This is a genomic window from Xanthobacter variabilis, from assembly GCF_043831965.2.
Classification (GTDB): domain Bacteria; phylum Pseudomonadota; class Alphaproteobacteria; order Rhizobiales; family Xanthobacteraceae; genus Xanthobacter.
On the sequence record NZ_CM195533.1, the window covers coordinates 1,769,735 to 1,782,064 of the forward strand.

Here is a 12,330-nt window from a genome sequence, read left to right on the forward strand (position 1 = left end):
GGAGGCCCGCAGCGAGCTCCATCCCACCGGGCAGGGTGGCCGCCAAGATCTACTGGCGCCAGCGGATCTCGCGGCCCTCAGATATAGTCGACGAACGAGGTCAGTGCCTCGTGCGACATGTCGCGCATCTGCGCCAGCGTCGTGGTGTCGAGCACGGTGCCGATGGCGTCGCGCACGCGCACCATCAGGATGCGGACCTCGCAGGTGGCCACGTCGCAGTCCTCGCACGGCTCATAGGCGTTGCGGCTGGCGCAGGGGAAGGGGGCGAGCGGCCCATCGAGGGCGCGGATCATGTCGCCCACCACGATGTCTTCCGGCGCCTTGGCGAGCCGGTAGCCGCCGAGCTTGCCCTTCTTGCTGGCGAGAAAGCCGGCATTGCGCAGCTCGCCCAGGATGACGTCCAGGAACTTCTTCGGAATGTTGTTGCTGTCGGCGATGTCCGCCACCTGGGTGGAGGCGCCCGCCGGCAGGCGCGCGAGATGCACCGCTGCCTTCAGCCCGTATTTGCCTTTTTTCGTCAGCATTCCTCGCCCTCTGATGGGCTTATGGGGATAGCGGGCGATGGCGTCAACCGCGTTCTCCCGCGCTCGCGCTCAATTGTGCGGGGCGAGATCCTCGGCCTCATCCTTCAGCTCGTAGCGCGCCATGAGCGGCGCCTGGGCCATGGCGAAGGCGAAGGTGAGCGGCAGGTAGCCGAAGGACTTGAAGGCGACCCAGGTATCCGTGGAGAAGTTGCGCCACACGATCTCGTTGGCCACCGCCATCACGAGGAAGAAGATGCCCCAGCGGATGGTGAGGGCCCGCCAGCCCTCGTCCGTCAGCTTCACCATGCCGTCGAAGACATAAGGCAGCAGCGGCTTTTTCGCCACCAGGCCACCCAGCAGCAGCACGCCGAAAACGGCATTCACGATGGTGGGCTTCAGCTTGATGAAGTGGTCGTCCTGCAGCCACAGGGTAAGCCCGCCGAACACCAGCACCACCCCGGCCGACACCAGGGGCATGACCGCGATGCGCCGCGCCAGCACCCACATCAGAGCCAGGGCGGCGAAGGTGGCCACCATGAAAACGCCGGTCGCCACATAGATGCCGCCATAGCCGTTGGCAGCGAAGAACAGCACCAGCGGACCCACCTCCAGGGCGATCTTCAGGATGGGGCTGATGGCGGGGCGGGGCGCGGCGGGGGCTCCGGACATTGGGGCTTCAGGCGTTGGGGCTTGGGGCATTGGGGCGGTGTCTCCTTGCGCCCATGTGGCGACAAAAAGGGGCACAATCAAGCTCGCCGCGCCGCCTGCGCCATTTCGCGCGCTGGCGCATGGGTGGCTCCGGCTCGGAAGGCTCCTAATCGCGCAGCCCGAGGCAGGCGATCATGTCCGGCGCCTCGCGCGGCACCCGTGCCTGGAGGCGATCGGCGAGGCGCAGCAGGCCCGGGCCGGGATTGGCGGCGCTGCGGCGTCGAGGGTTCGGCAGCATCACTGCCAGCCGCGCCGACTGGGTGGCATTGAGGCGTGCGGGCGAGACGCCGAAGGACGCCTGTGCCGCTGCGGCAACCCCAAAGGTGCCATCCGGCCCCCATTCGGCGATGTTGAGATAGATTTCCATGATGCGCCGCTTGCTCATGACAAGGTCGAGCCAGAGCGCCAGCGGCATTTCCAAAAGTTTGCGCGGCACTTCGGGGTGTTGCCACAGGAACAGGTTCTTCACCACCTGCATGGTGATGGTGGAGGTGCCGCGCAGGTCCTCCAGGTCGTCCGCGCGCTCGGCCATGCGGCGCATTTCGGTGATGTCGATGCCATTATGGCTGCAGAAGCGCGTGTCCTCGGAGGCGACCACGGTGCGCACCAGGGTCGGCGAGATCTGGGAAATGGGCGTCCAGATGCGCTCCACCCTCTGGCCGCTCGCCAGCCGGTAGAGCATGAGGGTGGAGGCGGGATTGCTGAAATTGTAGAGCACCGCCAGAACCATCGGGATGGCCAGGAGCGCCAGCGCGAGCTGGGCTAGGAACCGGATCATCGCAAGTCCTCTCGCGGTCGCCTTTCCATGCCGGTGGCCCCCGCTCCGGCGGCCACGCCGTTCGGCCGCGCCCGAAGCGGGCGCCTTGACCTTGCCTCCTGGTTGGGGCACCCGGATCGATGCGTCAACCGGGGGAAGGTGCATCGCCTGTGGTTCCGGCCGCCCGTCCCCGCCCGCTGCACGAAGGTTCCCCCGTGACCCCATCGCTCGCTTTGCGCCTTGAAGCCGCCGCCACCGTCACCGAGGTTCGCCTCGCCGCCGCCCTTGCCGATCCTGCCTTGCCGGGGGAGGGGGAGCGCCCGGCCCGCCTCTTGGCCGCCATGCGCCACGGGGCCCTCGGTGGCGGTAAGCGGCTGCGGCCGTTCCTGGTGATCGAGGCGGCCGCGCTGTTCGGCCTTCCGGTGGAGGCGTCCGTCACGGCGGCCGCGGCGGTGGAGTGCGTGCACTGCTATTCCCTGATCCACGATGACCTGCCGGCCATGGACAATGACGACCTGCGCCGGGGCCGTCCCACCGTGCACAAGGCGTTCGACGAGGCGAGCGCCATCCTCGCCGGTGATGGCCTGCTCACTCTGGCCTTCGACCTGCTGGCCGGCGAGGATACCCACCCCGACCCGACCGTGCGGCTGGAGCTGGTGCGCGGCCTCGCGCGCGGGGCCGGGCTCGGCGGCATGGTGGGCGGGCAGATGCTGGACCTTGCGGCCGAGGGGCGCTTCGACGGCGGGCGGCCGCTGGCGCTGCCTGTGGAGGAGATCCGCCGGCTCCAGGCCATGAAGACGGGCGCGCTACTGCTGTTTTCCGTGGAGGCGGGCGCCATCCTCGGCCGCGCCGACGCCACCGAGCGCGCCGCCCTGGCGGCCTATGGGCTGGCGCTGGGCGCGGCGTTCCAGATCGCCGACGACATCCTCGACGTGGAAGGCTCCGCCGATGCGGTCGGCAAGAAGGTGGGCAAGGATGAGGCGGCCGGAAAGGGTACGCTGGTCTCCCGCCTCGGCCTGCCCGCGGCGCGGGACGAGCTGGCCCGCCTGGTGGCCCAGGCCGAGGCGGCCCTGGCCGGGTTCGGCCCGCGCGGCGACACCCTGAAGGCGGCGGCGCACTTCGTCGCCGAGCGCAAGAGCTGACTCCGAGGGGCGGAGATCCGGGGGAGGCGCAAGCGGCCGTGGCATGTGGTCCCGCCCAGGCCGCCAGCCCTGGTCGCCCCCAGGACCGGTCACCCCCAGGACCGGTCACCCCCAGGACCGGTCACCCCCAGGACCGGTCACCCCCAGGACCGGTCGCCCCCAGGACCGGTCGCCCCCAGGACCGGTCGCCCCCAAGCTCGATCGGCCCCATGGGGCCGATCGACTGTGGCTAGCCGTGGCGAAGGTTAGGTCCCGCCAGCGGCTGTTCCGCACGTCCTGGCCCTCCCCCCGCGCGCTGGGGCGGGGCCCGAAGGTGGGGGGAGAGCCCGGCGAGGCGGGGACGGGTCGCCGGGAAAGGCCAGTCCACCTTGAATGCCAGCCTCCCGCCCCATCGCGGAGGCCGTGCCGCAGTCCCAGCGCGCGGAGGAGGGGCGCCCGTTGCGCGCCTGTGGTTCCTGACGGTTGATCATGCCCAGCCCCTCGCCCGCGTGCGGGGGGCGTGATAGGTTGCGCGCCGTGTCGAAGCTGCCCTCAGATCCCCTGTCGCACGCCCTTGATTGCCCGCTCGACCGCCGCCGCCTGCTGAGGGCTGGCGCGGCGCTGGCGCTGGCCGGCGTGCCTTATGCCGCGCTGGGGCAGACCTCCCAGCCCGACGTCATCATCATCGGCGCGGGCGCCGCCGGCATCGCCGCCGCGCGCAAGCTGGCCGAGGCGGGAATCAGCTACACCCTGATCGAGGCGGCCCACCGCGTGGGCGGGCGCGCCAGCACCGACAGCGGCACGTTCGGCGTGCCTGTCGATCTGGGTGCGAACCGCCTCGATTTTCCCGCCGCCACCCCGCTTCCCACCCTTGGCCGCGCCGCCGGGCTGGAGGTGACCGCCGCGCCGGAGGCGGGCCGCCTCTACCTTGGTGGCAAGGAGGCGCGCGATCCCGAATATGAGGATTTCGTCGGCGCTGTGCGCCGGGGCGAGCGGGCCATCGTGGCCGCCGGCGATGCCGGGCGCGACATGCCTGCCACGCGGGTGATGCCGGACCTCGGCCCCTGGTCGGCTTCGGCCCGGTTCGTGGCCGGGCCGTTCCTGCGCGCCAGGGACCTGGAAGACGTCTCCACCGTGGATGTCGCCCATGCGGAGGAGCGCGGCGGCGCCAGTGTTTGCCGCCAGGGCATCGGCACGCTGGTGGCGAGCCTCGCCACGCCGCTCGCCGTGCAGCTGGACACGGCCGCGCGCTCCGTGGAATTCACCAGCCGGCAGCGTGTGGTGGTGGTCACCGGGCGTGGCAGCCTCACGGCGCGGTTCGTCATCGTGGCGGTGCCGCCCAGCCTCCTGGCCGCGGGCAAGCTGCGCATTCCCCAGCTGCCGGCGCGCCAGCGCGCGGCGGTGGAGAGGATCCCGCTCGGCATCTTCAATCACATCGTCTTTGAATGGCCCGGCGCGCCCGCCGGCTTCCTGCCCGACGAAACCATCTTCTTCCGCACTGAAGGGGCGCAGGCTTATGCGCTGCGGGCCCGCCTGGCGGGCAGCGCCCTCTACAGCCTGGAGGTGGGCGGGCGGTTCGCGCAGAATGTGGAGAATGCATCACCGCAGGGGGTGCGCGCGGTGCTGGCGGAGGCCATCACCCGCGAATTCGGCGCCGATGCGGCCCGTCGCATCGGCCGCGTCCACAGCACGGCCTGGGGCCGCGAGCCGCTGGCGCTTGGTGCCATGTCGTGCGCCCTGCCGGGGGCGGGCAACATGCGCCGCGCGTTTCTGGAGGTGGTGGCGGGGCGCCTGCTGTTTGCCGGCGAGCATGCCCATGAGAGCCTGTGGGGCACCGTGGGCGGGGCCTGGCAATCGGGAGAGAGGGCCGCCGCGCAGGTGGCGACCCTTCTTAAGGCGCCGTGAGGGTGCGCGCCCTTGTGCTCAGTCGTCGGAATAGCGCTCTTCGGCCCAGGGCTCGCCGCGCATGTGGTAGCCGCGCCGCTCCCAGAAGCCGGCCTTATCGGCGGTGAGCACCTCGATCTTGCGCAGCCACTTGGCGCTTTTCCAAAAATAGAGGTGGGGCACCACCAGCCGCGCCGGTCCGCCATGGACGCGGGTGAGCGCTTCGCCCTCCCAGGAATGGGCCACCAGCGCCAGGGGATCGGCGAAATCCTCGAGCAGGAGATTCGTGGTGTAGCCGTCGTGGCTGCGCAGCATCACCGCGCGCGCATCGGCGGTGGGGCGCACCAGATCGAGAATGGCGCGGGTGGAGACACCTTCCCAGGCATTGTCATAGCGCGACCAGGTGGTGACGCAGTGGATGTCGCTGACGAAGCGGGTTTGCGGCAGCGCCATGAAGGCGTCCCAATCCCAGGAGGCCGGAGTCTCCACCGCGCCTGTGACATCGAGGCGGAAGGCCGCGAGCGGCACCTGCGGCTGCTCGCCCAGGTCCAGCACCGGCCAGTCGGTCACCAGGTGCTGGCCCGGGGGCAGGCGCTCCTTTCCTGGCGCGTCGCCATGGCCGGTGATGAAGCGCCGTTCCTCCGCCCACCGGGTCTTGGACGTCGTCAGCTTGGTGGGCACGGCCGGGCCGGCATCCACCGGAAGGGGGTGGTTGTCGCGCGCGGGCGTTGAATGTTCACTGCTGTCTTCGCTCATGGGGGCAGCTCCAGGCGCGAGGGAGAACATATCATAGCGCCAGAATGCGGCGATGCGCGATCGCACGATGGCGACGCGCGAGCGTGCCTTACGCTCGCGAAGGGAAAAGGCTAGAAGGCGGGTGGAGCGATTGCGCGTCGCCGTCGCCGCCCCATCTAAGGGACGAAGCGTGGCCGCGACATCGCGGGCAGGGATCGAGGAGCCGACACATGCTGTTCAATCAGCCGGGCGCCAACGGCGCGGCAGCGGGCGCGGGCAATGGCGGAGCGGCGCCCGCCGGCGACATCATCGATGTCACCACCGAGAGCTTCATGAAGGATGTCATGGAGGAGTCCAAGCACCGCCCGGTGCTGGTGGACTTCTGGGCGCCCTGGTGCGGCCCCTGCAAGAGCCTCGGCCCGATCCTCGAAAAGGTGGTGAAGGCGGCCAAGGGCAAGGTGCGCCTCGCCAAGATGAATATTGACGAGCACCCGGTCATTCCCGGCAAGCTCGGCATCCAGTCCATTCCCACCGTCTACGCCTTCGTGGGCGGACAGCCGGTGGACGGCTTCATGGGCGCGCTGCCGGAAGGCCAAGTGAAGGGCTTCATCGAGCGCCTCCTGGGTGGCGGTGGCGGCGCAGAGGGCGCGGATGTCGCCGAGGTGCTGGCCTCCGGCGAGGCGGCGCTGGCCCAGAACGACCTTGCGGGCGCGGCCGAGATCTTCGCAGCCGTGCTGGGCGAGGACCCCGCCAACCTTGCGGCCCTCTCCGGCCTGGTGCGCACCCAGGTGCAGGCCGGCGCCCTTGAGCAGGCCAAGGCGACGCTTGCTTCCGTTCCCGCCGACAAGCAGAACGACCCGGCCATCTCGGCCGCCCGAGCGGCGGTGGAGCTGGCGGAGCAGGCGGCCGCGCTGGGCGATCTCGCCACGCTCGAGGCCAAGGTGGACATCGACCCAGCGGACTATCAGTCCCGCTTCGATCTGGCCCTGGCGCTCCATGCCCGTGGCCGCCGCGAGGACGCGATGGTTCACCTGCTCGACATCGTCAAGCGCGACCGCGCCTGGAATGAGGACGCCGCGCGCAAGCAGCTGCTGCAGCTGTTCGAGGCCTGGGGCCCCACCGACCCCCTCACCCTGACCGGCCGCAAGAAGCTGTCGGCGATCATGTTCGCCTGAAGGCCCTAGACGCGAAGGATCTCGACCCTTGGCTTCCAACAAGACATACCTGTCGCCGGCGGATCTGCCGCCGGTGATTCCGGTGTTCCCGCTCACCGGCGCCTTGCTGTTGCCTCGGGCCGAGTTGCCGCTCAACATCTTCGAGCCGCGCTACCTCGCCATGGTGGACGACGTGCTGGGCGGCTCGCGCCTCATCGGCATGGTGCAGCCGGACGAAACCGTGCCTGCCACCGGTCGCGGGCCGGCGCTGCACAAGGTGGGCTGTGTCGGCCGGCTGACCGAGTTCAGTGAAACCGGCGACGGGCGATATCTCATCACGCTCACCGGCATCTGCCGCTACCGCGTGATGGAGGAGCTGGACGTCACCACCCCCTACCGCCAGGCGAAGATCGACACGGCGCCCTTCGGCACCGATTTCGCGCCTGCGGGCGAGGCAGAGGTGGACCGCTCTGCGCTGCTGGAGGCGCTCGCGGCTTTTCTCGACGCCAATCAGCTCGAAGCCGATTGGGAGGGCATCCGGCAGGCCGGCACCGAGACGCTGGTGAACACCCTGTCGGTGATGTCGCCCTATGGGGCGCTGGAAAAGCAGGCCCTGCTGGAGGCGGAGACCCTGAAGGCGCGGGCCGACATGCTGGTGGCCATCACCCAGATGCTGCTGGCGCGCATGCCGGGCGACGGCGAAGGTTCGCTGCAATAAGCGGCTTTGGCGGGCCAGCTGGGCTGGCCCCGTCAGCTGCCGCCTCAGGGCTCCACGGCGAAGCGGAGCTTGCCGGCGGGCGCCAGGGTGTGCAGATCGAAGGTGCGGATCTCGGTGGAGCCGTTGATGTCGAGCACCACCACCACGGCGTCTCCGGAAACCGCGGTGGAGGTGATCTTGGCGCCCTTGGGCAGCAGCGCGGTGACCTCGCCGGTGGCCAGTGGCTTGGCGCGCATCATACGGTAGCTAATGACGCCGAGAACCGCCGCGACGCCCAGCACCATCACCAGGATGGACATGCTGGAAAAGCGCCGGAACTTGGTGATGACCCGCTCCTGCTCCGGCGTCAGCGCCTCTTCGGGGGTGTCGGGAGGGGGCGGGCGATGGAACATGAGCGGACCTTTGGCGGACCTGTGGTGAATGAAGAAGACTGACGCGCGGATGAAGCATGATGATGTCGCGGACGACATCCTCGATGACGGTCTCGATGGCGAGGCCGCGATCGAGCTCACCCTGACGGCCGGGGCGGAGGACCAGGGCGCGCGGCTCGACCGCGTGCTCGCGCGCCTCGCGCCCGACCTCAGCCGCACCCGCATCCAGCGCCTGGTGGCCGAAGGGCGGGTGAGCGCCGGCGGGCGTGTGGTAGGCGACGCGGCGGGACGGGTCAATGCCGGCGATGTCTTCACCTTGCTGCTGCCGCCCCCCGAGCCGGCCGAGCCGCAGCCGGAGGACCTGCCCCTCACCGTGGCCTATGAGGACGACCAGCTGATCGTCATCGACAAGCCGGCGGGCCTCGTGGTGCATCCGGCCCCGGGGCACGCCTCCGGAACGCTGGTGAACGCGCTGCTGCACCATTGCGGGGAAAGCCTGTCCGGCATTGGCGGGGTGAAGCGGCCGGGCATCGTGCACCGCATCGACAAGGACACGTCCGGCCTGCTGGTGGTGGCGAAGTCCGACAAGGCCCACCAGGGCCTGGCGGCCCAGTTCGCCGATCACGGCCGCACCGGGCCGCTGGAGCGCGCCTATCTCGCCTTCGTGTGGGGTGTGCCGGAGCTGCGCGGCACGGTGGATGCGCCCCTCGATCGCCACCCCACCCACCGGCAAAAGATGGCGGTGCGCGCCAGCGGGCGGCATGCCATCACCCATTGGCAGGTGCTGGAAACCTATGCGGGGGCCGATGGCACCGCGGTGGCCAGCCTCGTGGAATGCCGCCTGGAGACGGGCCGGACTCACCAGATCCGCGTCCATATGGCGCATGCCGGCCATCCGCTGCTGGGTGACGAGGTCTATGGCCTGGGTTTCCGCACCAAGGCGGCGCGGCTCGATCCCGCCGCGCGCGAGCTGCTGGCGGGGCTGGGGCGCCAGGCGCTCCATGCCGCGCGGCTGGGCTTCGCCCACCCGGTGACGGGGGAGCATCTCTCGTTCGAGAGCGAGCTGCCGGCGGACCTTTCCGCCTTGCGCGAGGCCCTGTCCATTTCGCACCGCACTCGCGATGACGTGAGGAATTGAAGCCTGTTCGGGCGCGCTGTCATTATGTATGGTTGAAAGTTGCGGCGGGCGTCACGCAGCCGCGCGCGGTCGCCCGCATCGGGACCGCAGAAACAGGAGGCATCCTCCATGGCCCAGGCCAAGACCATGAGCATCCCCTCCGCCGAGGGGGGGCTGACGCGGTATCTCGAAGAGATCCGCCGGTTTCCCATGCTGGAACCCGAACAGGAATATATGCTCGCCAAGAGCTGGCGCGAGCACGGGGACCGGGAAGCCGCTCACAAGCTGGTGACGAGCCATCTGCGCCTCGTGGCGAAGATCGCCATGGGCTATCGCGGCTATGGCCTGCCCATCTCGGAAGTCATCTCCGAGGGCAATGTGGGCCTCATGCAGGCGGTGAAGCGGTTCGAGCCCGAAAAGGGCTTCCGCCTTGCCACTTACGCCATGTGGTGGATCCGCGCCTCCATTCAGGAATACATCCTGCGCTCGTGGAGCCTCGTGAAGATGGGCACCACTGCGGCGCAGAAGAAGCTGTTCTTCAACCTGCGCAAGGCCAAGAGCCAGATTTCCGCCCTCGAGGAAGGCGACCTCAGGCCCGATCAGGTGGCGCAGATCGCCACCAAGCTGGGCGTGAGCGAGCAGGAGGTGGTGGACATGAACCGCCGCCTCAGCGGCGACGCCTCCCTCAATGCCCCCATCCGCGAGGATTCCGAGGGCGGCGAGTGGCAGGACTGGCTGGTGGACGAGCGCCTGGACCAGGAAGAGCAGCTCGCCGAAAGCGAGGAGCTGGATAATCGCCGCGCTGCCTTGGCCGGCGCCCTCTCCGTGCTTAACGATCGCGAGCGCCGCATCTTCGAGGCGCGCCGCCTGTCGGAAGATCCCATGACGCTGGAGGATCTCGCCTCCGAGTTCGGTGTCTCCCGCGAGCGCGTGCGGCAGATCGAGGTGCGGGCCTTCGAGAAGGTGCAGAAGGCGGTCATGGACCGCATGCGCAGCTCCGAGGGCGATGTGGATGGCGATCTGCCGGCCCCACCGGCGAAGGCGCCCCGTTCCACGGCCAATGCGGGCTCCGGCAAGCTGGCCGCAGGCAAGGCGGCTCCCGCTCCGGTCTGAGCGGGGCCGTGCTCTGGCCACGCGCCGCGCCAAAGGCCTTAGATAGCCTGCGATTGTGTGGGGTGCCGCACCGGCGGGATGCGCCTTTCCGCGCCCTCGCGGATGGGCAATGGACGTCATCCGCAGCGCTTCCCGCTTGAAAATGCGGGCTTCGTGAGAGGTTGCGGAGGAAGCTGGAGCGGCGTCAGTTGCGCTCGTCGGGCAGGATCGGCAGGGGGAATACCTCTATCTCGTCCTCGTGCAGGGACTTCACCTCGTCAGGCGTGGCTTCCCCATAGATGGAGCGATGCTCCACCTCGCCCTCATGCATCTTGCGGGCGAGATCCGCGAACTCGCCGCCCACATAATCCGACGTCTTCACCACATGCTCGCGCAGCCGGCGCATGAGATCGCGCAGCTCCGCCTCGGGCTGGGACAGGACGGGAAGAGCAGGCGCGCCCTCGGGTGCGGCCTCCGGCGCCGGGGCGGTGGCCTCGGCTGGGGGGCGGGGCTGGTCGGTGCGTGCCACGGAAGGGGCCATGATGGCCTTTTCGATGTCGGTGGAGCCGCAGGCTGGGCAGCTCACGAGCTGGCGCGCGCGCTGGTTCTCATAGCTGGAGGAGGAGGGGAACCAGCTTTCAAACCGGTGCCCCGCCGCGCACTGCAGCGCATAGAGAATCACGACGCGCTCCCCACCACGTGCAGCCGGCCCGCCGGCTGGGCGTCGGCCACCTCGAAGCGCCGGCCATTGGTGAGGGAGGGGATGCGCGCACGCGCCATGGCGACCTCCTTCATGTCGATTTCCGCCAGCAGGAAGCCCGGCTCCGCGCCGCCTTCCGCAATGACGCGGCCCCACGGGTCCACCACCAGGGAGTGGCCATAGGTCTCGCGGCCATTCTCATGCCGGCCGCCCTGTGCGGCAGCCAGGACATAGGCGCCGTTCTCGATGGCGCGGGCGCGCAGCAGCACATGCCAGTGGGCCTCGCCCGTGGGCCGCGTGAAGGCGGCGGGCACGGTGAGCACCTTGGAGCCCGTTTCCGCCAGGGCGCGGTAGAGGGCGGGAAAACGCAGGTCGTAGCAGATGGACAGGCCCATGCGGATGCCGTCCACACCTGCCGTCACGGCGCGCTCGCCGGGCCTGTAGGCGCTGGATTCGTGGTAGCTCTCGCCATTGCCCAGATCCACGTCGAACATGTGGATCTTGTCGTAGCGGGCGGAAATCTCGCCCTCCGGATCGATGATGAAGGCACGGTTCACGGCCTTGGTCTCGGAGACCTTGAGGGCGAGAGAGCCAATGTGCAGGTGGATCTTCAGCTCGCGCGCCAGCTCCCGCATGGCGGCGAGGGTCGCGTCGTCCTGCTCCTCGGCCAGAAGCTCGAACAGCCGCCCGCGGTCCAGCTCCATGATGTTGGTGGTCTCGGGCGTCTGCACATAGCGCGCGCCTTCCCCGGCCGCCGAGCGGACCAAGGCCGCCGCCGCCTCGCGATTGGCAGCGGGATCGCGGCCCGTCCGCAGCTGCACCAGGCCGACGCGCAGGGTTTGGGCGGTGTCGAGGGAGGTCATTCAGGTTGCCTTCGCTATCTGCGGGCGTTTGCGTGGCATTGCCCCAACACATTGGAAGATAGTGAGCGCCCGCGCATTTTGCACGGGGCGTGGCGCATGATCCGATCACCCGCGGCCCGCTCCGCGCGGCCTGGGCGCCAGCGCTGGACAGGGCCCGGCGCCTGACCCGGGATGGCGGCTGATGGGCCCTCGCAAAGAAGTGATGGCGGGACCCCGAAGACCCCGCGCGACAGCCTGGCCTTGCCGGGCTGTTCTCTCGCCACCGGTGCCCCTGGAGCGCGGCTGCGCGCTCCTCCGGCGGCGAAGCGGTTACGCGGCGAGGGAATCGAGCTCGCCGGCGCGGTCCAGGGCATAAAGGTCGTCACACCCGCCCACATGGGTATCGCCGATGAAGATTTGCGGCACCGTGGTGCGGCCTCCAGCGCGGCGGGACATTTCCTGCTGGCCCTCGGCATCGGTGGTCACGTCAACCTCGGTGAAGGTCCAGCCTTTGCGGCGCAGCAATTCCTTCGCGGAGTGGCAATAGGGACACCAGCTCTTCGTATAAATGACAATCTGCTTCATGGGTCGTCACATTCGGGGCCTG

Annotated in this window: 14 protein-coding genes; 6 read left to right on the top strand and 8 right to left on the bottom strand. The window is 69.5% G+C overall.

From position 1 onward, the window contains the following. Positions 1 to 77: 77 nt before the first annotated feature. The 3 genes from V5F26_RS07715 to V5F26_RS07725 all read right to left on the bottom strand — a co-directional run bounded on the left by V5F26_RS07715 (position 78) and on the right by V5F26_RS07725 (position 2,010). Positions 78 to 524: an RrF2 family transcriptional regulator gene (locus tag V5F26_RS07715; protein ID WP_234051524.1), complete on the bottom strand. Its 447-nt coding sequence runs from the start codon at positions 522 to 524 to the stop codon at positions 78 to 80. A 69-nt stretch (positions 525 to 593) separates the two neighbouring features. After that, entirely contained in the window at positions 594 to 1,193 is a 600-nt protein-coding gene (locus V5F26_RS07720; protein ID WP_234051523.1) for a septation protein A, read from the bottom strand. A 145-nt stretch (positions 1,194 to 1,338) separates the two neighbouring features. Then, complete coding sequence (locus V5F26_RS07725) at positions 1,339 to 2,010, bottom strand: biosynthetic peptidoglycan transglycosylase (protein WP_394947078.1); 672 nt, start codon at positions 2,008 to 2,010, stop codon at positions 1,339 to 1,341. Between the two features lie 194 nt (positions 2,011 to 2,204). Between V5F26_RS07725 and V5F26_RS07730 the strand changes: the two genes are divergently transcribed. Both V5F26_RS07730 and V5F26_RS07735 read left to right on the top strand, forming a co-directional pair. Continuing rightward, positions 2,205 to 3,131, top strand: a complete 927-nt coding sequence (locus V5F26_RS07730; RefSeq protein ID WP_394054993.1) for a polyprenyl synthetase family protein — start codon at positions 2,205 to 2,207, stop codon at positions 3,129 to 3,131. A 516-nt stretch (positions 3,132 to 3,647) separates the two neighbouring features. Next, positions 3,648 to 5,015 carry a flavin monoamine oxidase family protein gene (locus V5F26_RS07735; RefSeq protein ID WP_394947079.1) on the top strand — a complete coding sequence of 456 codons (1,368 nt, stop codon included), beginning with the start codon at positions 3,648 to 3,650 and terminating at the stop codon, positions 5,013 to 5,015. Positions 5,016 to 5,033: 18 nt separating this feature from the next. Here the strand turns inward: V5F26_RS07735 and V5F26_RS07740 are convergent, their stop codons facing one another. After that, positions 5,034 to 5,750 carry a sulfite oxidase-like oxidoreductase gene (locus V5F26_RS07740; RefSeq protein WP_394947080.1) on the bottom strand — a complete coding sequence of 239 codons (717 nt, stop codon included), beginning with the start codon at positions 5,748 to 5,750 and terminating at the stop codon, positions 5,034 to 5,036. Positions 5,751 to 5,959: 209 nt separating this feature from the next. On the opposite strand from V5F26_RS07740, the gene trxA reads away from it, so the two are divergent. Both trxA and V5F26_RS07750 read left to right on the top strand, forming a co-directional pair. Then, positions 5,960 to 6,904, top strand: coding sequence for a thioredoxin (gene trxA, locus V5F26_RS07745; protein ID WP_394947081.1), 945 nt, complete (start codon positions 5,960 to 5,962; stop codon positions 6,902 to 6,904). Positions 6,905 to 6,932: 28 nt separating this feature from the next. Beyond that, a complete protein-coding gene (locus V5F26_RS07750) occupies positions 6,933 to 7,601 on the top strand; it encodes an LON peptidase substrate-binding domain-containing protein (protein WP_394054990.1) in 669 nt (222 codons plus the stop codon). Positions 7,602 to 7,645: 44 nt separating this feature from the next. Here the strand turns inward: V5F26_RS07750 and V5F26_RS07755 are convergent, their stop codons facing one another. Continuing rightward, on the bottom strand, positions 7,646 to 7,993 hold the full coding sequence (locus tag V5F26_RS07755; RefSeq protein ID WP_234051516.1) for a DUF6476 family protein: 348 nt from the start codon (positions 7,991 to 7,993) through the stop codon (positions 7,646 to 7,648). A 28-nt stretch (positions 7,994 to 8,021) separates the two neighbouring features. Here V5F26_RS07755 and V5F26_RS07760 point away from each other — a divergent pair, with 28 nt between their 5' ends. Both V5F26_RS07760 and rpoH read left to right on the top strand, forming a co-directional pair. Next, entirely contained in the window at positions 8,022 to 9,110 is a 1,089-nt protein-coding gene (locus V5F26_RS07760) for an RluA family pseudouridine synthase (protein ID WP_234051515.1), read from the top strand. 108 nt (positions 9,111 to 9,218) lie between these two features. Beyond that, the gene (gene rpoH, locus V5F26_RS07765) at positions 9,219 to 10,202 is read left to right on the top strand and encodes an RNA polymerase sigma factor RpoH (protein ID WP_234051514.1); all 984 of its coding nucleotides are present in this window, start codon (positions 9,219 to 9,221) and stop codon (positions 10,200 to 10,202) included. Between the two features lie 184 nt (positions 10,203 to 10,386). Here the strand turns inward: rpoH and V5F26_RS07770 are convergent, their stop codons facing one another. From V5F26_RS07770 to grxC, 3 genes are all read right to left on the bottom strand, one after another. Next, positions 10,387 to 10,863 (bottom strand): DUF1178 family protein, encoded by a 477-nt coding sequence (locus V5F26_RS07770; RefSeq protein ID WP_394947082.1) that lies wholly within the window; start codon positions 10,861 to 10,863, stop codon positions 10,387 to 10,389. Beyond that, entirely contained in the window at positions 10,860 to 11,744 is an 885-nt protein-coding gene (locus tag V5F26_RS07775; protein ID WP_394947083.1) for a carbon-nitrogen hydrolase family protein, read from the bottom strand. Before V5F26_RS07775 ends, V5F26_RS07770 begins: the two co-directional genes overlap by 4 nt. 309 nt (positions 11,745 to 12,053) lie before the next feature. After that, entirely contained in the window at positions 12,054 to 12,308 is a 255-nt protein-coding gene (gene grxC / locus V5F26_RS07780) for a glutaredoxin 3 (RefSeq protein ID WP_394054986.1), read from the bottom strand. Between the last annotated feature and the right edge of the window lie 22 nt (positions 12,309 to 12,330).

What these genes read in the sequence shown, in the direction of transcription:
- V5F26_RS07715 (WP_234051524.1), bottom strand. Translation starts at nt 524, where the DNA reads ATGCTGACGAAAAAAGGCAAATACGGGCTGAAGGCAGCGGTGCATCTC.
- V5F26_RS07720 (WP_234051523.1), bottom strand. Translation starts at nt 1,193, where the DNA reads ATGTCCGGAGCCCCCGCCGCGCCCCGCCCCGCCATCAGCCCCATCCTG.
- V5F26_RS07725 (WP_394947078.1), bottom strand. Translation starts at nt 2,010, where the DNA reads ATGATCCGGTTCCTAGCCCAGCTCGCGCTGGCGCTCCTGGCCATCCCG.
- V5F26_RS07740 (WP_394947080.1), bottom strand. Translation starts at nt 5,750, where the DNA reads ATGAGCGAAGACAGCAGTGAACATTCAACGCCCGCGCGCGACAACCAC.
- trxA (WP_394947081.1), top strand. Translation starts at nt 5,960, where the DNA reads ATGCTGTTCAATCAGCCGGGCGCCAACGGCGCGGCAGCGGGCGCGGGC.
- V5F26_RS07755 (WP_234051516.1), bottom strand. Translation starts at nt 7,993, where the DNA reads ATGTTCCATCGCCCGCCCCCTCCCGACACCCCCGAAGAGGCGCTGACG.
- V5F26_RS07760 (WP_234051515.1), top strand. Translation starts at nt 8,022, where the DNA reads ATGAAGAAGACTGACGCGCGGATGAAGCATGATGATGTCGCGGACGAC.
- rpoH (WP_234051514.1), top strand. Translation starts at nt 9,219, where the DNA reads ATGGCCCAGGCCAAGACCATGAGCATCCCCTCCGCCGAGGGGGGGCTG.
- V5F26_RS07775 (WP_394947083.1), bottom strand. Translation starts at nt 11,744, where the DNA reads ATGACCTCCCTCGACACCGCCCAAACCCTGCGCGTCGGCCTGGTGCAG.
- grxC (WP_394054986.1), bottom strand. Translation starts at nt 12,308, where the DNA reads ATGAAGCAGATTGTCATTTATACGAAGAGCTGGTGTCCCTATTGCCAC.